28 protein-coding genes and 2 tRNA genes are annotated in these 25,332 nt (G+C 57.1%); 17 read left to right on the plus strand and 13 right to left on the minus strand.

The window, feature by feature from the left end; translation table 11 throughout:
* Window positions 1–5 precede the first annotated feature (5 nt).
* Both paaZ and ACRY08_RS05575 read left to right on the plus strand, forming a co-directional pair.
* Window positions 6–2,033 carry a phenylacetic acid degradation bifunctional protein PaaZ gene (paaZ, locus tag ACRY08_RS05570; protein WP_432448897.1) on the plus strand — a complete coding sequence of 676 codons (2,028 nt, stop codon included), beginning with the start codon at window positions 6–8 and terminating at the stop codon, window positions 2,031–2,033.
* A 1-nt stretch (window position 2,034) separates the two neighbouring features.
* Entirely contained in the window at window positions 2,035–2,844 is an 810-nt protein-coding gene (locus tag ACRY08_RS05575) for a hypothetical protein (protein ID WP_432448899.1), read from the plus strand.
* Window positions 2,845–3,088: 244 nt separating this feature from the next.
* On the opposite strand, the gene ACRY08_RS05580 is transcribed toward ACRY08_RS05575, so the two are convergent.
* Window positions 3,089–3,162 (minus strand) — tRNA-Ser (locus ACRY08_RS05580).
* Window positions 3,163–3,302: 140 nt separating this feature from the next.
* Here ACRY08_RS05580 and ACRY08_RS05585 point away from each other — a divergent pair.
* From ACRY08_RS05585 to ACRY08_RS05595, 3 genes are all read left to right on the plus strand, one after another.
* The gene (locus ACRY08_RS05585; RefSeq protein WP_432448900.1) at window positions 3,303–4,529 is read left to right on the plus strand and encodes a tyrosine-type recombinase/integrase; all 1,227 of its coding nucleotides are present in this window, start codon (window positions 3,303–3,305) and stop codon (window positions 4,527–4,529) included.
* 182 nt (window positions 4,530–4,711) lie between these two features.
* Window positions 4,712–4,963 carry a helix-turn-helix transcriptional regulator gene (locus tag ACRY08_RS05590; RefSeq protein ID WP_432448901.1) on the plus strand — a complete coding sequence of 84 codons (252 nt, stop codon included), beginning with the start codon at window positions 4,712–4,714 and terminating at the stop codon, window positions 4,961–4,963.
* A 115-nt stretch (window positions 4,964–5,078) separates the two neighbouring features.
* Entirely contained in the window at window positions 5,079–7,538 is a 2,460-nt protein-coding gene (locus ACRY08_RS05595; RefSeq protein WP_432448903.1) for a TOTE conflict system archaeo-eukaryotic primase domain-containing protein, read from the plus strand.
* Window positions 7,539–7,548: 10 nt separating this feature from the next.
* Here ACRY08_RS05595 and ACRY08_RS05600 read toward each other — a convergent pair whose 3' ends face one another.
* Window positions 7,549–7,734 carry a hypothetical protein gene (locus ACRY08_RS05600; protein ID WP_432448904.1) on the minus strand — a complete coding sequence of 62 codons (186 nt, stop codon included), beginning with the start codon at window positions 7,732–7,734 and terminating at the stop codon, window positions 7,549–7,551.
* A gap of 720 nt (window positions 7,735–8,454) precedes the next feature.
* Between ACRY08_RS05600 and ACRY08_RS05605 the strand changes: the two genes are divergently transcribed.
* From ACRY08_RS05605 to ACRY08_RS05650, 10 genes are all read left to right on the plus strand, one after another.
* Entirely contained in the window at window positions 8,455–8,721 is a 267-nt protein-coding gene (locus tag ACRY08_RS05605; RefSeq protein WP_432448905.1) for a hypothetical protein, read from the plus strand.
* A 1-nt stretch (window position 8,722) separates the two neighbouring features.
* Complete coding sequence (locus ACRY08_RS05610) at window positions 8,723–8,959, plus strand: hypothetical protein (protein WP_432448906.1); 237 nt, start codon at window positions 8,723–8,725, stop codon at window positions 8,957–8,959.
* The gene (locus ACRY08_RS05615; RefSeq protein WP_432448907.1) at window positions 8,956–9,372 is read left to right on the plus strand and encodes a hypothetical protein; all 417 of its coding nucleotides are present in this window, start codon (window positions 8,956–8,958) and stop codon (window positions 9,370–9,372) included. Before ACRY08_RS05610 ends, ACRY08_RS05615 begins: the two co-directional genes overlap by 4 nt.
* Before the next feature lie 105 nt (window positions 9,373–9,477).
* Window positions 9,478–9,732, plus strand: coding sequence for a hypothetical protein (locus ACRY08_RS05620; protein WP_432448908.1), 255 nt, complete (start codon window positions 9,478–9,480; stop codon window positions 9,730–9,732).
* The gene (locus tag ACRY08_RS05625) at window positions 9,666–10,070 is read left to right on the plus strand and encodes a hypothetical protein (RefSeq protein WP_432448909.1); all 405 of its coding nucleotides are present in this window, start codon (window positions 9,666–9,668) and stop codon (window positions 10,068–10,070) included. Before ACRY08_RS05620 ends, ACRY08_RS05625 begins: the two co-directional genes overlap by 67 nt.
* Window positions 10,060–10,449, plus strand: coding sequence for a hypothetical protein (locus tag ACRY08_RS05630; protein WP_432448910.1), 390 nt, complete (start codon window positions 10,060–10,062; stop codon window positions 10,447–10,449). The genes ACRY08_RS05625 and ACRY08_RS05630 overlap by 11 nt, the downstream gene beginning before the upstream one ends.
* Window position 10,450: 1 nt before the next feature.
* Complete coding sequence (locus ACRY08_RS05635; RefSeq protein ID WP_432448911.1) at window positions 10,451–11,038, plus strand: hypothetical protein; 588 nt, start codon at window positions 10,451–10,453, stop codon at window positions 11,036–11,038.
* A complete protein-coding gene (locus tag ACRY08_RS05640; RefSeq protein WP_432448912.1) occupies window positions 11,035–11,289 on the plus strand; it encodes a hypothetical protein in 255 nt (84 codons plus the stop codon). Before ACRY08_RS05635 ends, ACRY08_RS05640 begins: the two co-directional genes overlap by 4 nt.
* The gene (locus tag ACRY08_RS05645) at window positions 11,279–12,061 is read left to right on the plus strand and encodes a terminase large subunit domain-containing protein (protein WP_432448913.1); all 783 of its coding nucleotides are present in this window, start codon (window positions 11,279–11,281) and stop codon (window positions 12,059–12,061) included. Before ACRY08_RS05640 ends, ACRY08_RS05645 begins: the two co-directional genes overlap by 11 nt.
* Window positions 12,046–12,783, plus strand: coding sequence for a hypothetical protein (locus ACRY08_RS05650; RefSeq protein ID WP_432448914.1), 738 nt, complete (start codon window positions 12,046–12,048; stop codon window positions 12,781–12,783). Before ACRY08_RS05645 ends, ACRY08_RS05650 begins: the two co-directional genes overlap by 16 nt.
* Window positions 12,784–13,085: 302 nt before the next feature.
* Here ACRY08_RS05650 and ACRY08_RS05655 read toward each other — a convergent pair whose 3' ends face one another.
* The 6 genes from ACRY08_RS05655 to ACRY08_RS05680 all read right to left on the minus strand — a co-directional run bounded on the left by ACRY08_RS05655 (window position 13,086) and on the right by ACRY08_RS05680 (window position 19,466).
* Window positions 13,086–15,584, minus strand: coding sequence for an SIR2 family protein (locus ACRY08_RS05655; protein WP_432448915.1), 2,499 nt, complete (start codon window positions 15,582–15,584; stop codon window positions 13,086–13,088).
* Window positions 15,585–16,041: 457 nt separating this feature from the next.
* Window positions 16,042–16,344, minus strand: coding sequence for a hypothetical protein (locus ACRY08_RS05660; protein ID WP_432448916.1), 303 nt, complete (start codon window positions 16,342–16,344; stop codon window positions 16,042–16,044).
* Between the two features lie 96 nt (window positions 16,345–16,440).
* Complete coding sequence (locus ACRY08_RS05665) at window positions 16,441–16,659, minus strand: hypothetical protein (RefSeq protein WP_432448917.1); 219 nt, start codon at window positions 16,657–16,659, stop codon at window positions 16,441–16,443.
* A gap of 5 nt (window positions 16,660–16,664) precedes the next feature.
* Window positions 16,665–17,492: a hypothetical protein gene (locus ACRY08_RS05670; protein WP_432448919.1), complete on the minus strand. Its 828-nt coding sequence runs from the start codon at window positions 17,490–17,492 to the stop codon at window positions 16,665–16,667.
* Between the two features lie 192 nt (window positions 17,493–17,684).
* Window positions 17,685–17,760: transfer RNA gene (locus ACRY08_RS05675), tRNA-Thr, on the minus strand.
* Window positions 17,761–17,804: 44 nt separating this feature from the next.
* Window positions 17,805–19,466 carry an ABC transporter permease gene (locus tag ACRY08_RS05680; RefSeq protein WP_432448920.1) on the minus strand — a complete coding sequence of 554 codons (1,662 nt, stop codon included), beginning with the start codon at window positions 19,464–19,466 and terminating at the stop codon, window positions 17,805–17,807.
* Between the two features lie 81 nt (window positions 19,467–19,547).
* On the opposite strand from ACRY08_RS05680, the gene ACRY08_RS05685 reads away from it, so the two are divergent.
* Complete coding sequence (locus tag ACRY08_RS05685; protein ID WP_432448922.1) at window positions 19,548–20,423, plus strand: hypothetical protein; 876 nt, start codon at window positions 19,548–19,550, stop codon at window positions 20,421–20,423.
* Between the two features lie 84 nt (window positions 20,424–20,507).
* Here ACRY08_RS05685 and ACRY08_RS05690 read toward each other — a convergent pair whose 3' ends face one another.
* Window positions 20,508–20,765 (minus strand): DUF2312 domain-containing protein, encoded by a 258-nt coding sequence (locus tag ACRY08_RS05690; protein WP_432448923.1) that lies wholly within the window; start codon window positions 20,763–20,765, stop codon window positions 20,508–20,510.
* Between the two features lie 161 nt (window positions 20,766–20,926).
* Here ACRY08_RS05690 and ACRY08_RS05695 point away from each other — a divergent pair, with 161 nt between their 5' ends.
* Window positions 20,927–21,142: a hypothetical protein gene (locus ACRY08_RS05695; RefSeq protein ID WP_432448924.1), complete on the plus strand. Its 216-nt coding sequence runs from the start codon at window positions 20,927–20,929 to the stop codon at window positions 21,140–21,142.
* Window positions 21,143–21,151: 9 nt separating this feature from the next.
* Here the strand turns inward: ACRY08_RS05695 and ACRY08_RS05700 are convergent, their stop codons facing one another.
* The 4 genes from ACRY08_RS05700 to ACRY08_RS05715 form a co-directional block, all read right to left on the minus strand.
* Window positions 21,152–23,260 carry a 3-hydroxyacyl-CoA dehydrogenase NAD-binding domain-containing protein gene (locus ACRY08_RS05700; protein ID WP_432448925.1) on the minus strand — a complete coding sequence of 703 codons (2,109 nt, stop codon included), beginning with the start codon at window positions 23,258–23,260 and terminating at the stop codon, window positions 21,152–21,154.
* Between the two features lie 140 nt (window positions 23,261–23,400).
* Window positions 23,401–23,613: a hypothetical protein gene (locus tag ACRY08_RS05705; RefSeq protein WP_432448926.1), complete on the minus strand. Its 213-nt coding sequence runs from the start codon at window positions 23,611–23,613 to the stop codon at window positions 23,401–23,403.
* 93 nt (window positions 23,614–23,706) lie between these two features.
* Window positions 23,707–24,033 (minus strand): TraR/DksA family transcriptional regulator, encoded by a 327-nt coding sequence (locus ACRY08_RS05710; protein WP_432448927.1) that lies wholly within the window; start codon window positions 24,031–24,033, stop codon window positions 23,707–23,709.
* 112 nt (window positions 24,034–24,145) lie between these two features.
* Window positions 24,146–25,324, minus strand: coding sequence for a FliM/FliN family flagellar motor switch protein (locus tag ACRY08_RS05715; protein WP_432448928.1), 1,179 nt, complete (start codon window positions 25,322–25,324; stop codon window positions 24,146–24,148).
* Between the last annotated feature and the right edge of the window lie 8 nt (window positions 25,325–25,332).

Below are 25,332 nucleotides of genomic sequence, written 5' to 3' on the forward strand. Positions count from 1 at the left end.
AGAGCATGACCCTGATGAAAGTCTCCAGCTTCGCCGCTGGTCAATGGATTGCACCGGGCGCGGGCGCCCGCCCCATCGCCTCGGCCATCACCGGACTGCCGCTTGCTGAAGCGGGCGGTGCGGATCTTGATATGCAGGCGATGATCGACTATGCGCGCAATGTAGGCGGCCCCGCCCTGCGCGAAATGGGCTTTCATGACCGCGCCAAGATGCTGAAGGCGCTGGCGATGCATCTGGGGAGCCACAAGCAGGAACTCTACGACCTCAGCTTCGACACGGGCGCCACGCAATCGGACCACATGATCGACATCGATGGCGGCGTGGGCACGGTGTTCGTCTTTGCCTCCAAAGGGCGTCGCGAAATGCCCGATGGCAAGGTCTATATCGACGGCGAGATCGAGCAGCTGTCGCGGAATGGCACCTTCCTTGGCATGCACATTGCAACGCCTTTGCAAGGCGTGGCCGTGCATATCAACGCGTTCAACTTCCCGGTCTGGGGCATGCTGGAAAAGCTCGCCCCGACCCTGCTGGCCGGTGTGCCCGCCATCGTGAAACCGGCCACGGCCACGTCCTATGTGACCGAAGCCGCCGTTCGCATCATGCTGGACAGCGGCATCCTGCCCGAAGGCGCGTTGCAGCTGATCTCGGGCGGCACAGGCGACCTTCTGGACCGTCTTGGCCCGCAGGATATCGTCAGCTTCACGGGCTCCGCGCAGACCGCCTCTATGCTGCGTTCGAATCCGAATATCCTGAAGAACTCGGTGCGCTTCGTGGCCGAGCAGGACAGCCTGAACGCGTCGATCTTGGGCCCGGACGTGACCCCCGGCACTGCAGAATTTGACCTCTTCATCAAAGAGGTCCACCGCGAGATGACCACGAAGGCCGGTCAGAAATGCACCGCCATCCGCCGCATCATCGCACCCGAAGCACAAGTGCAGAACGTGATCGAGGCGCTGTCGGCCCGTCTGGACAAAACCGTGATCGGTGACCCGCGTGCCGAAGGCGTGCGCATGGGCGCTCTGGTCTCCGCCGGGCAGAAAGCCGACGTCTTGGAAAAAGCCGCTGCCATCGGCACCGAAAGCAAGCTGGTTTATGGCAACCCTGACGACAATGACTTCGCAGGCGACGTGCATGCAGGCGCTTTTGTGAAGCCGATGCTCTTCCACTGCGAAAACCCGGATACGGCCACCATCGTACATGAATGCGAGGCGTTTGGCCCCGTCTCGACCATCATGGGATACCGCGACATCGCCCACGCCATCGAACTGGCCAACAAAGGCGAAGGCTCGCTGGTGGCATCCGTGATCACCGGGTCTGGCGACGTGGCGCGCGAGGTTGCCATGGGCGCAGGCGCCTTCCACGGGCGGCTTTACTTCAACAACGCGACCTCGATGAAGGAATCGACCGGTCACGGCTCGCCCCTGCCCCACATGGTGCATGGCGGCCCCGGTCGCGCGGGCGGCGGCGAAGAAATGGGCGGCGTGCGCGGCGTTCTGCACTACATGCAGCGCACCGCCATTCAGGGCAGCCCCGACATCCTGACCTCGATCGGTGGGCGCTGGGTGCCCGGCGCAACTGAAATCACCGGCCCCGCCCACCCGTTCACCCGCAAGTTTGGTGAGCTGTCGATTGGTGAAACGCTGCACACGAAATCGCGCGAAATCACGCTGGACGATATCGAGCATTTCGCCCATTTCACCGGCGACACCTTCTATGCCCATATGGATAGTGAGGCCGCCAAACGAAACCCGTTCTTCCCGGACCGCGTGGCCCATGGCTATCTGCTGTTGTCCTTTGCCGCTGGTCTGTTTGTCGAGCCCAACGAAGGCCCGGTTCTGGCCAACACCGGCCTCGACAACCTGCGTTTCATGAAACCGGTCGAGGCCGGAGACAGCATGAAAGTGCGCCTGACGGTAAAGGCCAAAACCCGCCGCACCGACGAATATGGCGAGGTGCGCTGGCATGTCACCCTGACCAATCAGGATGATGAACTGGTTGCCGAATACGAGCTTCTGACGATGAACGCCTATTAAGATGCCCGAACCGGAACTCCCCGATCACATCAAGCAGACCTTGTCTGAGTTGCGGGGAACGAATGACCTTCGTGCCTGGTCCGTTATCGTAACGATCATGGGGGACCTGGCCATGAAAGGTGGTTCGCCTTCCACAGAGGGTGCCTGCTCAGGTGCGACACTGACAGGGCTAATGTCAGTTCTGGGGATCAAACCCGAGGCAACCCGCGTGGCCCTGCACAGGCTGCGCAAGGACCGCTGGATCACATCAACCAGAACGGGGCGTGGGGCGGTGCACCGATTGACCGATAAAGGGCGGATTGAAACCATTTCTGCCGCCAAGCAAATCTACGGCCCCGGCCCGGAAACGTCAGGCAACTGGACCCTCGTGATCGTGCCGCCACATCTGGCCTGCACAGATCGAGACGCCCGGCTTCTGGATCAGGGCTTTGCCTTGATTGGCCGAGGTGTTTTCCTTGGCGAGCACCTTCCGCAAGATGCAGAACGTGACAGCTTCCTAATCTCCCGCGACCGCGATTTGGACATTCCGGATTGGGTCTTGTCGTCACTCATCCCCGAAGCCGTCGCCACAGATGCGCAAAGGCTTGAGCACGCGTTGTCATCAGTTACCCCCAAAATGGCAGATGCCTTGCCTCCCACCATCCGCGCAGCCCTGCGCGTTGCCATCTTACACCAATGGCGACGGATCGTATTGCGATTGGTCCCAGCCTTTGCTGAACACCAGATGAAACCCAGCGGGTTGCGCAACCGCGTTCACACTGCGCTTGAAGTTCTTGCGCCGAATGAGCCGCTGGAAATCGACGAGATATAAACTCTGTTGGGATACACGGCGCTCACTAGGAATACTCGAAGATGCCTGGATGAAGACCGTCACCTTGATCGCCGTAGAAAATTTCTATCCAAAAGTTATTCCAAGCCTGTCCAATATTCGGCGCGCCGCGACACACAGACAAGTTTCGGCTTCTGATGATTGCCCGAGGCTCGCAGAACACAAGGTAGAAAAATAAGGCGTCGGCCTTCTAAGCCATTAGAATAGCGATCTTCCTAGGAGAGTATGGTGCCCCCACACGGACTCGAATCGCGGACCTACTGATTACAAATCAGCCACCAATGTTTATTCAACAAGTGCAGGTTGGTGTGGTTAACTTATAAAAACAACACTTTATGTGCATTTTCAAACGATATTCAGTCGGTTGATTGTGCATGTTAATCCGTCTAAGTGTTGTGAAGCGTTTGAAAATGCGTTTGAAAAAATGACGGGGACCGCCAATGACTACCGCCATCAATCTCGACAGCGTGCCGAAGGTGCGCAAGGCAACAGCAGCCAAACCCGACGCGGGCACGACTTGGTATTCACACGATGGTGACAAATACCCTTGCCTCTATCTCGGCGTCGGCAAGCGCGCGGCGTCGTGGTATTTCAAGGGACGTTTAAACGGGCGATCCCAACAAAAAGCGCTCAAGGCGACGTTCCCCGAAACGACTGCCGCGCAGGCCTTCGAGAAGATTGCAATCCTGACTGAGTATCACTCTGGCGTCGCATCGTCAGACATCCGCACGGTGCGGGACGCTTGGGAGCATCATTGCACCACGCGTCAGTCAGAAGGCAAAATGTCAGACAGGCACAGAAAAGACATGACCACGAAGCTCGACCGATGGGTGCCCGAGATCATGGAAGCATCGCCAACTGACGTTTCGACGATTATGATCCAAAGCGCGGTAAACGCTATCGACACGGGGCGTGGGGACAATTCTGCCGCAACCAAGCGTCATGTTCGAGTGGCGTTGTCGTCAGCGTTCAAGCGCCTGCCCGGCAAGAACCCTGTTGAAAACGTGACTGTCCCCGACGCCAATGAACAACCCCCGATTTGGTATGACCTATGTGACTACAACCGCGATCTCGAAAGAGAGGACCTTTCGACCGTCTGGGGCGCGATATGGGAGAAACGGCAGCAGAATGTGATCATGGGAACGGCTTGGGTGGTCATGTTCTTCACAGGCATCCGCTCCGAAAACGTCTGCTCGCTACGTTGGGAGCGCGACGGTAAACACGGTTTCGTCGACCTGCAACGCCGCGAGCTTGTGTTTCCGAAACTGAAGTCAGGCATCCGCAACCATGTCATTCCTATAGGGGCAAGTGTTGCCGAAGCATTGCAGGCAATACGCCTGACGGATAGCGATTGGGTTTTCCCCGCTTCATCAGCAACAGGATACGTTGGTGGCGGGCATGGCCTTGATACCCTCAAAGCCAAGATCGACGGAAAACGAGTCCCTGTCATTCGGGCGAAAGACACGCGGAAGTTTTTCCAAGAGGCTTGCAACGAGGCTCTGTTGGGTGATCACATCATGCACTACCTGCGCGGAGACAAGTCTTCTTCGGGCGACGGAAAAATGCTCTCGAAGTACACGACACGGGTTGGGAAAAGTGCGCCCGACATGATTGAAACGGTATTCTTCGAACGCATTAAGGTAGAACCTGCTTTCGACGTTGTATGAATTTGTGTCTCACACTACGTTGGAGATGCACATGTCCGTCGTGAGACGTGTTGCCGTGATGGCAGTGCACAGCATCCTGAGCGCGCGGCGACACAAGCGGCTTGGTAGATGATAGCCCGTAGTGTCGTGTATCAACAGAGGGCGTCTGTCTGATTAAGGACATGACGAAAGGATCTGTTGATATGGATTCCACCGAATTATTGCGCACGCTCGAAAAGCGCATTGAATATCTCGAGCAAAAAACCGAACTCCCGAAACTCATGACGCCGAAACAGGTGTGCAACTTCGTTGGTATTTCGGAATCGAAATTCTACGAATGGAAACGTGACGGCGATGTGCCGCCAGCGATCTATTGGAGCGAGCGCACTGTGCGGTACGACCGCGACGATGTGATCGCTTGGGCACAAGAGCACAAAATAGGAGGGGCAGTTTGAACCTGCCCCTCACTGTTCGTGTGACAACATGGATCAGCATTGTGCGCTATAACTCGTTTATAGACGCCAACGCATCGTCACGCGACCAGTGAAGCAGGTCCATCCTGATAATGGTATGGACAACAAATCAGCATTAAAACAGATCGTCGAAATGGCCGGCTGTGGCTATTCGGAATTGAAATGGGTTGACGGCAAGAAAGCCTATTACGCCAACGACAGCGAGATCACTGATGATGTGATCCGCGCGCATCTTGATGGTTCGCAGCCAATCGGCATCAACATGAACGCGGGTGACGACAAATCCCACTTCGCCGTGTTCGATCTCGATGATCACAACGGTCAGTACGAAGCGGGCATTATGCGCAAACGGTTAGGTTTCGTCGCAGCGGCTTTGCACAACCTCAACACTCCTTATATTGCTGTCCGTTCAGGGGGCGGTCGCGGCTATCACTTATGGGTTGCGTTCGAAAACGCAGCTCGCATGGACACGATCCGCGCGCGGATGCGCGATGTGCTCGACACCGCGAATGATATTCTCGGTCAATCACCTTGGGCTCACGAAAAGTTTGTGCCTGACGATGGACAAGGCAAGGGCATGTTCCATGACACCGAAGTGGTATTTAGGCGGTCGGGTCGGCCTGACAAATCAGACATCACCAAGGTTGAACACCACATCGAATTGCTTCCGAAGGGCGGAAAACGCCCTGTGGTGGCGTTGCCTCTCGCACTCGAAAGCATCGTCCTCACGCCCACAGAAATTGACGAAACGGGCGCAATGCAATTCGACGAGGGCGGCGAGATTGTTTTGCGAAAGGCAAAGCCTCGCAAGACGGGTCCAAAGAGTGGTCAGCGAACGAAAGCGGTCGATGTGGATGCGGCTTTGCAGGCGTTCATGAAGGCGCGGCCAGGTGGCGGTTACAAATCGTGGAGCGATGCGGGTTTCAACATCTTCGGCGCGTTCGGCGAAGATGGCTATGACCATTGGCTGACCTACTCGAAGGAAACTGATGGCTTTGAATCCGAAAGCGATGTGCAGGGCAAGTGGTCAGAAATCGCGAAGGCAGGCAAATGTGGCCCCGAGCCGTTTTGGGCATATGCACGGGCGGGTGGCTACGCGGGCGGTCTGCCTGATGGTGTGCAGATCGGCAACAAAGGCGATCAGACCAAGTTGATCCTCGACGACGTTGTGGGATCACTCAAACTGTTCCGCGATCCTGACGGCACGGCCTATGCCCGTGTCGGCCCACGCCGTATCATGCGGATTGACTCGATCGAGTTCGCAGATTGGTTGCGACGAACAGCCTACGCAAGCGGCGTGACCGCAAGCCAAGAGCAGATCAACCTCGTCGTGGGCATGGCGCGGGCACACGCCTATGAGACGGTCGAAGACGTACATCTACGGGTCGCACGGCAAGACGACCGCATCTACGTCGATCTGTGCGATGCAGATGACCGCGTGCTGACCATCTCGGCCGACGGGGTTGAGTTGATTGACGGTGACGAAGAATGCCCCGTGGTGTTCCGCCGCTCTCGGCAATTGCCAATCGGGTTGGCCGATGGTTCAGGATCGCTCGAAGACATCCGCGCGATGGTCAACATGGACGATGACCAATTCATCGTCTTCATGGCCTGCGCCGTGAAGATGTTCTTCCCCGATACTCCCTCGCCCATCGTCAACCTGATCGGTGAATACGGATCGGCAAAGACATCGACCACTCGGGTTTTGCGCTCATTGATTGACCCCGTTTCCGCGATGGTCGCACCGGGTAGTGACAAGGTTGACGATGTGCTTGTGCGGGCGTGGCACAATTATGTGCTGACCCTCGAAAACATGTCTGACCTGACCAAGCTGTCCGACACGCTTTGCGGCATCACCACGGGCATGGGGTTCGAGGTTCGGCAGTTGTTCACCAATGGCGATCTGTTTTCAATTTGGGTGAGACGGCCCGTGATCGTCAACGGCATTGATCCTTCTAAGTATGCGGCAGACTTAATCTCGCGCATGGTCGAGATCGAGTTGGAAAAACCTGAAAAACGAATGCTTGAATCTGAGTTTGAGCAGCAGCTTTCCGACTCCGCACCCCGTATGTTCATAGGCGCGGTCGGACTCGTCATGGAGGTGTTGAAGGTGTTGCCTCAAATCGACGCCCACGCATTCGCGGACAATGTGCGGTTGGCCGAGTTTGGTGCAATTGGCGAGGCGACAGCGCGAGTCATGGGCAGGGATGAGGGGTGGTTCATCGAAAAGATGGTCGAGGCTCAGGACATTGCACAGGACGAGGCGGCGGATGATTCTGCGACCATGCAGGCTTTGGAGTCATTTCAAGAACCTGTGGCGCGACGCGGTGAGTTTTGGGGCACGCCTCAAGAGTTGTTGATCGAGTTGCAGCAGTCTGCTGAGATCATCGGGTTGAACCAATCGAGGTTGCCCATGACAGCCGCAACGCTCAGTCGTGAATTGAACCAACTCAAGCCATCGCTGAGGAAGCGCGGGTGGAAGATCGACAAGAAGTCGCGGAAGTGGCGGCTCGTTCCACCGCCTGAGATTTCGGCGGATGAAATCGCTGCAATGTGATTGAGGTAGGTTAGTATGCAGGGCGAAATATCGCCCTGCATGAATTGATCGGCGTGGAGATAACCATCGCTGCTGCTACGCTGACTCCCGTCGCCCATATGGTTTCGAAGACATGGGTTAAGTTCATCGTCAGTTTCGTCAGTACACGCTTAGCTTTGCAGGACTTGGACTTCGTTTCTTCCGTCATTTTCATCATGGCGATCCTCCTTATGTTGGCGTTCAGAATTAGTAGAACGCTAAGAAGAGCGACCAGGATTAGCGCAGCCGCAGGATTCGAACCCGCCCCGACCACCGAAGATCGAGTTGGTGTTAAGCTAACTTGGCAGATGGCGATTTTCAAGTGTGTGAGCGCAATTGCAGGCATTACAGGGAATGCATGGGGTTTTGCCTTTAGAGGTTAATTTATTGGTTGGTTGGTGGATGCTGACCGACCAACCAACTAATTTTTCCCACTATAAGTAAGCGCATGTAATCCCTGCATTGCCTGTAATCTCGACGGGAGTTGCCTGTGTTTCCCTGCCTGCCTCCTCCCGCTTTCTCCGCGTTCTTGTTGTGAGAAAGTCGCAACTACGGCCAGAAACCCCGACCTACTGACAATCAATCATCCACCGAGGCATACAAAACCACTGTTTTGCCAAGCGGTTGCTGGCTTCGTTATGCAGCTTTCAAACGTGCTTTCAAACGCACCGCGAAAAACACATCAAAACCTGTCGCCAAGGCTGACATATTTTCGGCATCGCCGCGAATTGCGCCACCCAATTCTCCCGCCTCTCCACCTCATTCCCCGGAACAACGCCCCGTAAGCGGGTGATACGCATTTCGTGCTGGGTCTGCGCGCATCGGGAACGACCTAGCATCGGCTCTCCTATATGCCGCGATGAACCCGGTGCGCGCCTTAAAACAGAGGACACCCACAATGACCATCACCGCGACAATCGGCGAGCATGAAGCCGTCACGCTCACCTATACCCGCATGAACACCACGTCGAACCTTGGCGTGCCTGATGCGGCTGATTTTGCCTACGACCTCAAATCAACGTTCAATCCCGATCAGGGCGACATCTACCGCGACGCCTACAACGTCTTGGTGAAGCCCGATGGCGTGACCGTCGAGGTGCATCCGCATTCGTTCCCGATCCCGTGGCAGCACATCGCCTCCGTGGTCGATCAGCTCACCGCCTGACATGCCTGTTGCACCTCTATGGCGCGAACTGCCCCTGACGCGCGGCACGCTCCTTGAACGCGGCCTGCGCGTCCACGGCGTGTGGACGATGCACATCGGCCTTGATACCCCGCCGCGCGTCTACATCGACTGGCAGGAGGCCCCGAACAAGCACGAGATCGACGTTGCCGAACACCTCGTTGTTGCCCGCAAAATCGTCCACATCGAACCCGGCGGCAGAAAGCCTTGGATGCAATGATCCCGCAGACCAGCGGCCCCCAATCGCCCGAGGCGGCCTTGGTCACGGCAATCCTTATGCAGGCCTACCGCGATCTGTTCGTGACCGCCAAATCCGACGGCCAAGCGACCTTCACGACGCAGACGGAGCAGGATCAGGCAATCGCCTTCCTGACGGATCGCACCGGCCCGCACGCCTGCCACCGTGCCTTCCTGTGTAGCCTGATCGGCTGGGACGGCAACGTTTTGGGCGAGCGCACTCGGCGGATGATGGAGGGTGCCGACTTCCCGTTGCCGACGGACAGAACGCCCGCGGCCCAGAAGCGCCATGCGGAAGCCGTCGCAGACATTCGGACACGTTGGCTCCACCTGAAAAACGCCCCTTCAAGACGCGCTCCACCTGCTTCTTCGGTCGGGGCAGCAAGGGCCGCTTGATACATTGTCGGTGACGGAATGGTGATCTCGTCGTGTCCAATCAGAGAAACGGACATGGGCCTCCACCTGTGTCCGTTTTTGGTTGTGACATGAAAGGATACCGCAATGGCCGACGATACATCCGCCGCTCTCAAAGCCCTCATTCAGCAGGTTTCGGCGCTCACCGAGACAGTCGCGAAACAGGACAAACGCCTTGAAAACCTGCACGAGTTCAATGGGCGCGTGCTTGATCAAAAAAAGACCTGCAACGCCGCCTCGAACAGCAGGCCGAGACGGACAAGCAACTGGCCGACATGGGCTATGAGCGCGCCGCTGACGGCAACTACTACCCCAAAGGGACCAAGCCCGCTCACACCCTGACACGGGCGGAGGCACGCGATCCTGCGACGTATCGGGCCGCAAAAGAGGCAGCAGCGAAGATCGGTGCGACCTTGGAAATCGTCGATCCCGGCAAGGCCGACGACACCCACCGTCGTGGACGTGGGGATGTTGCCGCGACAACGACAACGACAACGATCATCAAGGACGAGGATCAGCGGGTCGCCTACATGCGCCGCGATGTGATGGGATCGGACCCGCGTCAATACCAGCGGCTGCGGGCCGAAGGCATGACCATCAAATCCTGGGACCAGCCCGACGACCTGCCGCAGAACATGCAAACGAAACTCGCGTTGATGGAGAAATCCCATGACGCCTGAGGATCGCGCAACCCTCGAATGGGCGTTTCGGGTCGTGTTCGGGTTTTCCGCCGAGAATGAAGTGATCGTAATGCGTGACTTGAGCATCGTGACGGCCCATGACCGCACGATGCTCGATCCGTCAGGCGAACCTCAAGACGCCCTGATCGTCGCCTTGGCGCAGGTGATGAAGCTCCGTCTGACAGGCGTTCAGGCTGGCAAGCTGCGCCGCGATCTCATCGCGGCGGGCATGAGGAAAAAGGCGGCAAATCGCGTCCATGATCATTTGGCAGATGTCTCCGTTGGCGAGTGGAACCGCCTGAAAGAGCGGATCAATTGGTATCGCGACGATACGTGCCTGCCCATCACCGGCTCAACCATGCGTTCAGGAGATACCTGATATGGCTGGGAACAAAGGCAGCGGACGCCCAAGCACGATCAACACGCACCCGGAGAAGAAGACGATCATCAAACAGATCGTCCTTGGGGAACACGGTCTGCCCGGTGGCATGTCGAAGGCGCAAGTCGCGAAACGCGTCGGGATGCACCCGGATTCCGTCTCGCGCTATCGCAAGGAACACATCACCGAGGAAATGGAGCGCGCGATCTTGGCCGAGGCGCGCATCGAACCATTGGACGAGGCGACGCGCGTTCTCAACGACGAGCGGATGGATGTTGCGCGGACCTATGAAAGCCTCGCGCGGCGTGTCGAAAATCTGATCACCAAGGCTGAGGAAGCGGGCGACGATGGTTTTGCCCTCGCTTCCATGGAAGGTCTGCGGAAAGTCCTCCGCGATATTGCCACCATGCAGGGCAAACTCGCGACCAACCTTTCGGTCTCGGTTACGCTCGCGGAATCGCCCGAGTGGGTGACGATGAAAAGCATCCTCCGCGCCGTCTGTGACGAGGTGCCCGAGGCGCAATCTGTCCTTCTCAAACACATGCGCCACCACGTCTTGTCGGTCACGAAAGAGGAGCAGGTGCTATGACCCACCGAGATTTCGAAGGCTGGGACGAATACTTCCGTCGCCTCGCCGCCGCCACGGAAGCCGGGTCGCCCGATTGGGCGAGTCTGCCGCAAAGTCGCGATGTGATGCTCGACGAGGGAGGCAAACTCTACTTCACGGGCATTGCCTGCAAGAACGGGCATGTCTCGCCGCGCGATGGCAACCGAAACTGCACGCAGTGCAGCGTCGCCAATATGCGCGCCTACTACGAGCGACAGAAGAATGCCGTTTGATGCTCTCCATGATTGGTGCGTGGGCCTCGAACGTGACCTCGATCCCGTCGCGCGCCTGAGCCATTGGATCGGCCATGCACCTGATCCGTGGCAGGTTGAGGCGTTCACAACGCAGGCGTCGGAGATCGCTCTGCGCGTGGGCCGTCAGGCGGGCAAAACTTCCGTACTCGCGGCACGAGCAGTTGAAGAACTGCACGTCCCCGAGTCCTTGACTATCTGCGTCGCACCCGCCGAACGGCAAGCGAAGATTATCGCACGCGAGATCGGGCAGCAGCTCCGCCGCACGGATTTGGTTATCACGCGGTCCACGCTGACCGAACTCGAAATATCGAACGGGGCGCGTGTCGTCGCGCTGCCGTCCACCTCAGACACGATCCGGGGCTATCCGTCGGTGTCGCTGCTGATCATCGACGAGTGCGCCTTTCTGCAAGGCGAGAACGGCGGCGAAGACCTGATCTCGGGCGTCCTGCCGATGCTGACGAAAGACGGACAGGTGTTTTTCAGCAGCACGCCCGCAGGCAAGAACAACTATTTCGCGCGGTTGTTTCTGGACGCCAAACCCGGCGACGGCATCCACCGCATTGTCGTGCGCGGCACGGACATTCCGAGGCTGGCCGAGAAGGTCGAGCGGATGCGCCGAACGCTCTCCGCGACGAAGTTCCGACAAGAAATCGAAGTCGAAATGCTGGCCGATGGTCAGGCGTATTTCGACCTCTCAATCATCGAACAAGCGACAAGCACAACGGAGGTTGCGATATGTCCGAAGCTCTGAATTGCGAACCCGAATTGAACCTCGTCTATCTGCCTGACGGCGAGGTGGTGAACGAGACCAACCAAGACCCCGCAATCCCGCGTATCACGGGTTACCAACGTTATTGGGTCGCTGCTGACCTCGGTCAGGCCAACGACTATTCAGCGGTCGTCGTGATCAAGGATCAAGCGCTGCCCATCGTAGACGACGGCAAAATCATCGTCGGCCCGCGCGAGCGCACTGTCGTCCATGCTGATCGCTTCCGTGGCGTGTCCTATGTCGATGTGGTGGACCATCTCGTCCGCCTGCGCAACGCGTCGCCGTTTGGCGGGAAGTCTGAACTTGCCATCGACGGCACGTCTATCGGGCGCGTGGTGTCGGATATGCTCTGGGATCAAGGCGTCGATCACAAGGCGGTGCAGATGACGGGCGGGCAGGATTGGTCGAAGAAGGGGTCGCGATATGTCAACGCGGGCAAAACTTTCATGATCGAAAATCTCGCCGTGCTGTTCGCCTCGGGTGATCTCAAGTTCGCGCCTGATCTGCCGTTGCGCGAGGAGATCGAGGCCGACCTGGCTTCCTTCGCGACGACGACAACAGCGGCGGGCAATCAGATCATCAGCCAAAGCCGTAGCGCGGGCGGTCACGGCGACTTGGGTATCGCGTTGATCCTCGGCGGGTTTACCTCGCAATACCTGCAAGCGAGCCTCGCCGTGCAGCAGACCCTGCGAGGGTGGTGGTAATCGCGTCTCTCGTCGCGCTCGTCAAACACGCTTGGGTCGATGTGCCTTTAGGTCGACGAGAGACCGGGGATTTTCGCGGCTCTCTGCGGCAACTCGGTGGCGTGCGGTGTCAGCGTGGGGCAGCGCCGACAACCGCGTTCTCTGACGCGCCGATCAAACACAGACTTCTTCTCTGCCGAACAACTCCAAGCGTCCGACGTCGAGTAGTTGTCCTGTTTGCTCCACATCGTCTTGTGTGCAAGCTCATTGCTCTCTGCCATTCAGTTGCCCAATATCTGGACAAAGGAACCCGAGGGCTGACGTTACACCGATGAATTACAGGAATTGTCTTCTTTTCTCCTAAGACGTGCCATTTCGGATTCATACTTACCGATCCACTGGACCATGAAAGAATCTCCCAACTCTTGGTGCGCGTCTTTCAACTTTTGCAGAGCAGTTTCGAATTCCTCCTCACCTCCACCGTTCTGCGCAAGTGCTAGACTGGCCCTGCAGTAATTTTCATAGTTATACATGTCATCTGGACGCCGAGATATTGATTTTGTCGCTTTTGAAACCGCGGTATCCAGCAAGTTCAAACGGTCCTGCACTTCCAAAAAGTCCAGTTTTTCAGCTTTGGCAATATTTAGCTGGACATCATATCGGTGGATCACAGAGTCGTTGATCCTCATGTCCCTCGCTTCAGAGATCGCCAATTCGGCATCACCAAACGCATCTTGCCTGATTAAGTTCCTTATCAGACGATGCCTTGGAACTCTCTCCCCCGGCACAGTTTCCACTAACAGTTTGTATAGCTCTGTCTGGTCTTTCGGTGGAAGCGATTCGATCCCTATCTCAGAGTTACAAATCTGCGCGCTGAACTGTCTTTCAATTTTACTTGCCGGATTAATTGATCTGATGACACGCGCAAGGACATCGTATCGTTGCTTTCGTGAGAACTTACTCTCAGCGATGATGCTCGCTATTCTGGGATGGCGGGTAGTCCACTGGTAAGTTCCGCCAACGAAGTCATCTCGTTCAGACTCGGAAATAATGCCTTCTAAGTAATCAAGAAGATTAGATATTTCGGCAAGGTCAATTTCTGCCACCCGAAACACCATTTGCCGATGCACATGGCGACCGCAGGCTTCTAGGAGCGCAACGGTCTCATACAGAGACCGAATGCTAGTCTTCATGTCATCGGGTTGACCTCGGCCTAGTTGATCAAATTCTTTCAGAATGATTTCGTCGAGAGATTTCGTTTCAAATAGGTATTTTAATGAGACAAATAAGTCGGATTTTGCGCGCTTCCTAATGGTCTTTTGGATCTGGTCGTGTGTCATTGACTGGATGTCAGCAGACAACAATCTGGCGATTTCCGGCAGTCGCTTGACGTGAGTTGCTATGCTCTGAACGTCAGTAGGGGTCAGGCGCGACAGGTTGTGGACTCTCGCCTTCGTGGTCAACTCCGGCGACTTAGTCCGATAACTCCAAATAGATGGATGATATGCAATAATGAGCGAGAGCGCGCGTTCCTGTTCCTGCCCAAGATAACTGGCCAATTGGTTCACTGCGAACTGGCTTGCATTCGGTTCATCGAGGAAAAGGCAAGCGCGCTGTCCATCTGTGTGATGCTCTCTTTCGACGTCTTGCCAAGTCGGAAAATCAACGGCAACGTGCGCCTTGTGCTCGTAGCAGACTATGCCACGCTCACTAAGCTCATGAATTGCCAACCTCCCAGCGCTTGTTTTCCCGGAGCCACTTGGCCCGAGCAGCACATGCATAGAGGACGAATTCGTCGAGGTTACTTGCTGGACAATTTCGGTAGCCGCTGACCGGCCAAATGCGTTTCCTACACGAATATCGGCGTAGGTCACTGGGCTTCCAGTGACCATTCGACTAATATTGCTGGATTTGGCGCCTTCCTCAACTGGATTGAGTGACGAGATTTCAGCGGCTATTACATGCTTAGGAACGTCTGAAATCGGGCTAAATATACTGACCGCGCTTGGGCTCTGATCGACGGAAGCTAAGGTACCCAGCAAGGCGTCTAAATCGCCAAACCCCACTTGCAGGCCGCGATTTCTCCATCTCGTAGCTTCGATCTCATCTTCTTCATACAGTATAAGGAATATTTGACCCGGGCATTCTTGTGAGCCGGCCAACTCGACCGCACGTTCCACGTATTGTTTGATATTGGCGTCGGCCATTGAATACCCAACGAATACAACATTGGATGTTGCCAGAGATTGCTCGAAATTCTGAAAGCCAATTTGCCGAAATTTTCGGTATGTTGAGTAGTCTTCATCTGTAATTATCATTCCATGACTTAAGCCGTCGGCGCGATCTTCCGTAATGCAGCCATGCAACTTGAATAGCATGGTATTGTACTGACGGTAATCGAAAGCGTAGTCCTTGTTGGAGCGTACTACTGGCAGTTCGACGCCAGCCTTTTCGAACGCCCTTTCGACAAGCAGATCATAATTTGTCGTGAAGATATTGGCGAAATTGAACTCCGGCAGACGAAGGGCAGCCTTAGACGGTTGGAGTGGTTCGATCTTTGATCGAAGAAATTTTACTAAGTCTTCCCGCCCATACTTCAGCTCAACACGACCGGAAACATCCGAAAGTTCTCTGGTGCGCTCGCCAGTGAAAAACTCTTTCGTTAAATCGTCAGATAAGGCAAATCCAGATGGCGCGCCAGACGGAATACTAGCTCCTGCCCCAAGAAAAAGTGTCGTCGGTATGTTCGACGTGGAGATCGCTGTGGCAATTGCCTTTATGGTTTCCAAATCACTGCTCCAGTATTGTGCGTGGATCGGCATCCCAAGTTGGTAGCCCCCACACCGAAATTCCTACACCACTGGTAGCGTATTAATGCGCATTCTGACCAATTCTTTTTTCTTCCGGGGCACTTCGCGGACGCTGCACTGCGGTGATGTCCAAATCCGTGCAGGCCGTGGTGCTGGCGGTTCCTAGTGAGAAAACGAAACCTCAGGCTTAGTTCCAAGATAACCGACCATTGTAGCGCCCGCGCTGCTGTTGAACGCACGACCAACCTTGCGCAGGTCGCGCTGTGGCACGACTGCGGATGCTTGGTTGCTCGCCACCAAGTATAACCGGTTTTCATCTTTCACTTCGAGAAGGCTCCTGCCGTCTCCGAAGGACTTGGCGTTGAGTACCTGGCTAAGCGCCTCCCAAAGAATGAATCCATCGCCTTTCTTGCGGTGGTTCTGAGGTTCCTTTTAGAACAATTTCCACAGGTCATCCTCGGTCGCGATCTCAGTCATCAGGCGGCCCCTTTGTTTGCTGCGGGCGTCTTGCGATGCGTTCGCGCAGGACACCGCGGTAGTGGGAGTCGTCCACACGGTACGGCTGCATGGCATTCTCGACGACCTTCGCGATCCGCTTTTTGACCTGTTCGACATCGACGGGAGTATCGGTGCGTTTCTTGCGGATCGTGACGATGATCTCGGTGTCGGTGACGCGGACCGTTTTGTCTGCCCTCCAACCCGCCTCTTTCAGGTTGTCTGAAAGAGCAAATTCTTCGGCTTCCGCATTCTTGATCTCTTCCCGTTGCTTCACCGCTTCGGCTTCCGCGAGAGCCTCAACGGAAGGTATGAGTATCGGGTCGATTTCGCCGGTTTCGACAAACCTTTCTTTCGCCGCCTGCTGTTCATTTTATCGCGCCGTTAGGCGCTTCTCGGCACTTTCAAGCCCAGCGAGACGCGCTCTCGTTTCTTGGATTTTTCGCCTGACGTCTTCCAAATCGTCGAGTGTTTCGTCGATGGCAGGTTTGAATGGGTCGTCAAGGTTGTAGTTCGTTGTACCATCTGCCATGCGATTGAGAACGTCAGCGGCAGTCGTGCCACCGGGGTGGAAAAGCAATCCGTCGCTCATGGTTCTCATGGCCGCACCCAGTATCTTGAGGCGGCGATGCCTCGCACGTTCTTGCCCCTAAACAAAAGGCGAGAATGGTCGCCATCATGGACGAACTTAATCTCAGTCGCGATCTTGATGGCGTTCAGCAAGGTCGCTTGCTCGAAGGCAACTTCGTGCGCCGTATGCGTTTCGATGCGCAACTCGGTGTCAGGGCGGTTATCAAAAACTCCTCCGGTGATGCGATCTGGGTAGATTTGCATCAAGCCGTCGTTGTCGCGGACGGGTTTGAAAGAGAAATGCCCGATAACCTGCGCCTGCCAGTCGTTGGAAATGCTGTGTAAGTCGTTCCAATCGTGCGGATCGAACAACTGACTAAGGTCGACCGATCTGTTCGGGCTATGACATAGCGAGAGACTGCTCCCGTTCTCCCATCTGAAGTGCGCGGTTTCTCCGACGCTCACTTGGGATGGTGCAGTGCCAAACGCCTTGATCAATCGAACCTGCCGAACAGAAAGCGAGAAGCTAAGATCGCACTCGCCCGTATCGTATTCGATCACCAACTTGTTGTCGGTTGCGTATGTTTTTCCATCGTGGAGGTGGACACAGTTGATGGGTGTTGTAGCCTCTGCTTTGGAAGGCTTTTTCTTTTTTCTGCTCGTCTTGGGTGCAGACCCGGTGAACCGTGAGGCGAAGTCGATGCCTTCAAGGAATCGTTCCGGCAGAAGGTACCAGTTGTCCGCCTGCGGGGCATCAAAGCACATCAGTTCGCCGTCGAACGCCTTAAGCGGCAGCCGGTAAACTCTGCTCACTTCGTTGCCGTTCTTGATCTCCCGAAGCTGGTTCACGTCCATCCACGCCCTAACTCGCAGACAAACTCGCACACGAAGTCAGCATCTTACGGAATCGTAAACAGAAGTAGGTTACCAAAGCGTTAACAGAATCAATGTGCGGAAAAACCCGTCCGTGTTTGAAAAACGTTTGAAAAACACAGTCCGTCAAGACTGGCGCAATACGATTTTTCATTCACTTTCAATGATTTAAAATGGTGCCCCCACACGGACTCGAACCGCGGACCTACTGATTACAAATCAGTTGCTCTACCAGCTGAGCTATAGGGGCACTCAAGGGGCATTTAAGCCCTTCCTTTCGCGGGATCAAGCGATTTATTGGCGGCTTGCGCGCGCCATGAATGCGACGGCAAGCAACCCGACCGCGATGACCATCAAGGCAGGTGGCGCTGCCTGCCCCAACTGCTCTAGCGAGGCTTGTTCGTACACGCGCGTGGCAAGGGTTCCGTAGTTGAACGGGCGCAGCAGAAGTGTCGCTGGCAACTCTTTCACACTGTCTACGAACACCAAAAGCAGCGCGGTGCCGACGGAGCCTTTGATCAAGGGGACATAGACCTCGGACAAGGCACCGCTTGCTGACCGTCCCAATGAACGCGCGGCCATGGGCAGATTGGGGGACACCCTGTCAAAGGCCGCGTCTGTCGCACCTTGCGCAATCGCGAAAAACCGCACGCAATAAGCATAGACGATAGCAAATGCGGTGCCTGTCATCATCAAGCCGGGGTCCCAGCCTGTGACGGCCAGCACCCCGTCGGCCAGCGCATTGTCTGTCGCAGCCATCGGGATCAGAATGCCGATGCCCAGCACGGCGCCAGGTGCGGCGTAGCCAATGGTGGTCAGCGGCATCAGTTTGCGCGGCAAGACACGGCCGGACAGGCGCACGCCATAGACCAGAAAGATCGCTCCGATCACGGTCACAACCGCCGCGATCCCCCCCACTGTCAGAGTATGGATCAGCGCCGACACCAGACCGTTCGAGAACCAGTATTCCGGTTTGGCCACCGCGTGATCCAGAAGCACGCCCACCGGAAGGACAAACCCGACAAGGAAGGGCAGAGCACAGGCCACAAGCGCACAAAGACCAGTCCAGCGGCCAAGTTGCCGCGGCGCGATGGGACGGCTTTGTCGCGACATCCGGTAAAACCGCGACCGGGAGCGGCTGATTTTCTCAAACGCGGCCAGCACAAAGACAAACAGCAAGATCACCAGAGCGATCTGGGCAGCGCCGCCTGCATTGTGGCTTTCCAGCCAGACCGTGAAAATACCCGTGGTCAGGGTCTGTACGGCGAAATAATCAACGACGCCGAAATCCGACACGGTTTCCATCATCACGATGGCCATGCCGGCCGCAATGGCCGGGCGCGTCAATGGCAACCCAACGCGCCAGAACCGCGCGAAGGGGCCTGCGCCCAATGCGCGGGCGACCTCGTAACTGTCTGCGGATTGTTCGCGAAACGACGCACGGGCCAGCAGGAACACATAAGGGTTAAGCGCGGCGGTCAGAACCACGATTGCCGCCCAACGCGACCGTATCTCGGGGAACCAGTAGTCGCGCGCATTTTCCCAGCCAAACAAGGCGCGCAAGCCGGTTTGAACAGGCCCGGCATATTCCAGGAAATCCACCAGCGCATAGGCCCCGACATAGGCCGGGATCGCCAAAGGGGTCAGCAACAGCCACTCCAGCCAGCGCGACCCTGGAAAGCGATACATGGTGATCAACCACGCAGACCCCGTTCCCACAGCCCCCGCAAGAAGCCCGACGGACAGACACAGGACCACCGTATTTGTGACATAACGCGGCAGGGTCGTTGCCATCAGATGCGGCCAGGCGTTTTCTTCCGGCGTCAGTGCCAACCAGAGGATTGAAAGGATTGGCAGGAAGACCAAGACCGCAATCAACGCAGCGCCCACAGACCAGCCATCAAGGCGCGGCAGGCGCGATTTGGCAGAAGCAATCTGAGTGTTTTGGTCGGTCATATCTGCCTTTTGCCTGAAACAGGTTTAACTGTCCAGAAATCCAACCTATGGTACCGAAAGTTTTCAAAGGCCGCACGCAGAATGCATGTCTCTTTTCACCTTGGTGCTCACCGCACTGACGAAGATCAGCTGATTAAGTCGCTTCTTAAGAATGGCGGGCGGTTGGCGCAGGAAGGCGTGGCCGTGCCCGGGCCGGGGCGCTATCGTAGTCTGGTCAGCGATGTGGTGTCCAAACTGGGTGGGAAACGCGCCAGTCAGGACACGCAGGACCTTCTGATCGAAACCCTCGTGGATATGGATGATGCCGACCGCCTGGTGTTGGGACATGAGAACTTTTTTGGCGCGCCCCACCGCGCGCTGGAACACGGACAACTTTACCCGCTGGCTGAACGCAACTCGACCTGGCTGCGCAACATGTTTCCGGACCTGCGGGTGAGTTTTTTCATGGGAATGCGCAATCCCGCAACGTTTGTGCCCGCAGTTCTGTCAGGCCTGTCAGACGAACAGCGCAACGCGATCATGACCCAATTGGATCCGCGTGCGTTGTTCTGGTCAGACACGATACACGCCATTCGGGATGCCAATCCCGACTGTTCGGTCACCGTTTGGTGCAACGAAGACACCCCGCTGATCTGGCCCGAAATCATGCATGAAATCTGCGGCCTGGACGCAACCACACAGCTGAAGGGCGGCTTCGATATCCTTGGGCAGATCATGCAACCCGAAGGCATGCAGAGGATGCGCGCGTATCTTGCAAGTCACCCGTTGCAAAATGAAATTCAACGCCGCCGTGTCATCGCAGCCTTTCTGGAACGTTTTGCCATTGAAGACGAGATCGAGGAAGAGATTGACCTTCCCGGCTGGACAGAGGAGTTGGTGGAAGAGCTATGCGCCGCCTATGACGATGACATGCTTGAAATCAAACGCATTCCGGGCGTGACACTGCTGACCGCGTGATCTTTCCAACCTGCACCTCAAAAAGAAAAGCCCGCACAGTGGCGGGCTTTGATCTTTGCTGCGATCTTGTCAGCGACGGGCCGCTTACATGCCCAGCGCTTCTTTATACATCTCAAGCACCGCTTCTTCTTCGGCAATATCGTCCTTGTCGCGCTTGCGCAGCGCAATCACCTTGCGCATGACCTTGGTATCGTAGCCGCGCGATTTCGCTTCGGCCATCACCTCTTTTTGCTGGTCGGCAATGTCTTTCTTTTCCATTTCCAACCGCTCAATGCGCTCGATGAACTGACGCAGTTCATCTGCGGTCACGCGGTAGCTGTTGTCGCCTTTGTAATCGTCCATCTGTCTCTTTGCCCCTGGTATCGGTTCCACGACTGCCCGTGGTGTCAGTCGGTCTGATGTAGCCGCTTCGTCCGCCCGCTTCAAGGTCGGGAACGCCGACAGGGGTTGCATGGGCGACGTGGGCGGGTTACCCGCGTGCAACTGAATTTGCGGAGGTCACCATGGACTGGCTTATCATCATCGGCGCAATCCTGTCCTTGATCGGGCTGACCGGGCTGGTCGCCAGCGCTTTGAAAGTGCTCAAGGCCAAACGTGCCGGGCTTGAAGACGCGGAACTGCGCGCCCGGATCCAGAAAGCCATGGCCCTGAACATGGGCGCACTGGGCCTGTCAGTGATTGGCCTGATGTGCGTGATTGTCGGTATTTCGCTGGGCTAAAGCGCGCGCTTACCCGTTGTTCATGTCCGAAAACCTGCGCCCGTTCTTGATCAACTCGTTGAACAGCGGTGACGGCGCCCAGAAACGGGGCTCTTCGGCGCTGCGTTCTTTCAGACCATTCATGACCGACAGAAGGCCACGCTGATCTGCAGCCATCATCGGTCCGCCCTTGTGACGCGGGAACCCGTAGCCAAAGATTTTCACCACATCGATGTCAGAGGGCCGCAGGGCCACGCCCTCTTCCAACAGTCTCGCGCCTTCATTGGCCATCGCGTCCAGACAGCGTGACTGGATTTCTTCTCGGCTGAACATACGCGGAGTAATGCCTTTGCGCGCGCGCTCGGCGGCGATGATGTCCAGCACCTCGGGATTTTCGATCGGGCCATTGTCCTGATCATGCACATAGTAGCCCCGCCCGGCTTTCTGCCCGAACCAGCCCTGCTCGCAAATCAGGTCACCAATGGCGACATAGCGTTCGTTCGGGTCGCGTGTCGCCGCCAGACGCTTGCGTCGCGCCCACGAGATATCCAGCCCTGCCATATCAAGCACTTGATACGGGCCAACCGGGAAACCATAGGCCCGCATTGCCGCGTCAATCTGGGCTGGGCTTGCGCCATCCTCCAGCATGAAATCCGCCGCCAGCCGATACGCAGCCAGCACGCGGTTTCCGATGAACCCGTCAGCCACGCCAGCCCGCACCGGCACTTTGCGCAGCTTCTTGGCCAGCGCGAACCCGGTCGCGACCACATTGGGATCGGTTTTGTCGCCAACCACAACCTCAAGCAGCTTCATGATATGGGCGGGCGAAAAGAAGTGATACCCGACCACATCCTCTGGCCGCGAGATCGTTGCCGCCAGCGCGTTGATATCAAGATACGAGGTGTTTGTGGCCAGAATGGCGCCCGGACGCATCACCGCATCCAATTGAGCAAATACGTCGCGCTTGACCTGTTCGTCTTCAAACACCGCCTCGATCACCAGATCCACATCTGCCAGCTGTGCCATATCCGTTGTTCCGGTCAGGCGCGCCATGCGGGCATCACCCGTGGCCGTATCAATCCGCCCCTTGGCAATGGACCGGTCATAATTGGTTTTGATGCGCGCAACCCCGCGGTCCAACCCTTCCTGATCGCGCTCAATCAAGGTGACCGGGAAGCCCGCATCCAGACAGGAAATGGCGATACCCGCGCCCATCGTGCCTGCCCCTACGACGCCAATCTTGTGAACCTCTCGCAGCGTGGCCCCGGCCAGTTCCGGCACTTTGGCGGCGCGGCGTTCGGCAAAGAAGGCATGGCGCAGTGCCGTGGCCTCGGGGCCAGGTTCGCATTCATCAAAAGCGGCGCGCTCAAAGGCGATACCGTTGTCGAATGGCAAAAGCATGGCGCGCTCCACGCAGTCCACGATTTTTGCGGCCGCAGGCACCGGGCGTTTTGCCGCCTGTGCGCGCCAATGTTCAACCGCATCCGAAAAAGCCGCGGGATCACCAAGCCCCTCAGCGCGATCACGTGTCGGGCGTGGGGCTGTGCCTTGGGCAATCATATTGCGCGCGGTTGCGAAGGCGGCTTTATCCACATTGCGTTCGGCAATCTGGTCGATCAACCCCAGCGCCTGCGCGCGTTCGGCTGTGACCGGCTTTCCGGTCATCATCAGTTCCAGCGCCGGACCGGCCCCCGTAATCCGGGGCACGCGCTGTGTCCCGCCGCCACCCGGCAGAACGCCCAACGTGATTTCTGGCAAACCAAGACGTGTACCCTGTTGCGCGATGCGATAATGGCAAGCCAGCGCGATCTCGAAACCACCGCCCAGCGCGGTCCCGTGAATGGCGGCAATTACTGGCTTTTGAGACGCTTCGATCAGGTCACAGACCTGCGACAGGATCGGCGTGGCGCGCGGCTTGCCAAATTCGCGTACATCCGCGCCTGCAGGAAAACTGCGTCCCTCGGCACCGATGACAATCGCCCCAACCGCCGTGTCATCCTGCGCCCGCTTCACCGCTGCATGTAGCCCAGCGCGGACATCCGCGCCAAGCGCATTGACCGGCGGGTTGTTGATCATTATGACCGCCACGCCTTCGCGGGTTTCAAAGGTGACGAGATCGGATTTCGCTGTTTCGGACATGCCGCGCTCCTGCCTTTTAAGATTGCCTTAAGGGGCAGACCAGCGCGCCTGTTGTCAATGAAAACCGGACAGGCGCACAACATTTCCGACCATTTGGTCGGGAATGTTGCCGGGCGGCCACCCGGATCGGGCGGCCGTGCTTAAATCGGCATATTATCGAACAGATCATCCGCGTCGTCGTCTTCCAGTTCGCTTTCGAACTTGCGAATGTCATCAGGGACCGGCTGACCGGTTTTTTCCAGTTCCGAGATCTTCTCTCGCAGCTGTTCTTGCAAAATATGCCGATCTTCGGGGCGCTTTGCGATCTCGTCCAAGATAAGACCAATCGCGGCTTTCAGTTCTTCAAATGCCATAGTTCCTCCCTTTCCTGACCGGCCAAGCGGGCAGTATCCTTGTTTCCCAGACCGCGCCAATGCGATGAGCTGCGCGTCTGATGCGCCGAACACTCAGCCGTGTTTTGCGGCGCAGTCTTTGCAAAACGGCGTATGCGGCAGCACGTCCAGACGTTCGGCAGACACTTCGCTTCCGCAGTCGACGCAATAGCCAAATTCGCCTTCGTCCATACGGGTAAAAGCCGCGCGAATTTTGATGATTTCGGCTTGACCGGATGTGCCCAGCCCTTCGAGAACCTCATCCTCTTCGCGCTCAACCGCCAGCTCCTCCCAGTCTTTTGACTGATGGCTGTCCAGCTCCTCCTCAATGTCGTGCAGGCGCACGTCAAGCTCCTTCATCCGGGCTTCAAGCATCGAGCGATATTTGGCAACGTCAACCATGGCGGTCCTCCTTTACAAGGAAAAGCATGGCATTCAGACCGCGTTGCGACCTTGATCAAGGTCAATAAAATGAGCGGTTCTTTGGCTAGTGCGGTGGGTCGCGCCCGGCGGGTCACGCGGTTTCCGGTTCGGGTAAGTCGGGCAGGTTTCCGATATCTGGCAGATCGCCCAAGTCCGGCAAATCACCCGTATCAAGACCGCCGTCCAATGGCGGCAGGTCAGGCATATCTGAGCCGGGCAAAGGCGCCATTTCCCCGTCTCCCAATGCCTGATCGAATTCAAGCGCAACCGCGCCTTCCGCCATGGGTAGCTCTTCCAAAGCAGGCAAACCCATCTCATCCGGCAAGGACATTTGCGCGGGCTGCGCCATTGTCATGGACCCGGAGGCGGCAGGGTCCATGGTCTCGTCATAGGCCTCTCCAATCCGCAAGGCGCGCCGACCACCTTGCTGGCCCAGCCGACACTGCGACACGACCTGACCAGACACATCAACAAGGTCAACCTGCCCCAGCTTTTCGCGCGCCAGAGGCAACATCATGCCAACCTCAAGCCCCGAGACATCCGCCACAGTCATGCCCACGCGGTTCAGAACGGCATGCAATCTGGCTTCGGTGCCTTCGACAATCTGCGCCATATCCCCCTGCCCCGAGGCCGCCCCATCGCTGTCATCCATCGCAACATGGCGCGGTGCGGGGGGATCGAAAGGCAACACGATCAGAAGATTGCCCTCTTTGGCACCTCCATCCAAATCCAATTGTGCCGACAAGACCCGATAAGGCACATTTTCCAGCGCCATGTTTGCCGCGCGCATATCCGCAAGCCGCAACGCGTAGCGATAGCCTGACACCGCATCCGCCAGCGGCAACTGGGCCTGCGCGGCATTGACTTCAAACAGCTCAAGCAGCTTGTCGACGAAATCAGAACACATGATCGCATCCGTGCGCGTGGGCGCGCGTGGCACGGCGGGGGTCGGCACCACGCGACCCGTTGTCTGAACTTCGACCAGTGCGGCCATCACATTCGGGTCCAAAACCACCAGCCCAAACGCGCTTCCCGGTCCTTCCACAAGAATGAGCAGGCTGTGTTCGACCACTTTTTCCGTGAGTGTCTCGAGGGTCATGCGGTCTTCATCAACCCCGATGGGCGCCGCGATCAACGCCGCCACATCCTCGGCCGATTTGGACAACGCCATGCGCAGTGCCGACCCTGATGTGGTCGGCGAGATTTCGGGCGGGGGACGCCCGGCACCGGCTTTGCGCCGGATCGCGCTGGTCATGTCCTGATCGGCCATATCCGTCC

Source organism: Aliiroseovarius marinus (assembly GCF_050881025.1).
Taxonomy (GTDB): domain Bacteria; phylum Pseudomonadota; class Alphaproteobacteria; order Rhodobacterales; family Rhodobacteraceae; genus Aliiroseovarius; species Aliiroseovarius marinus_A.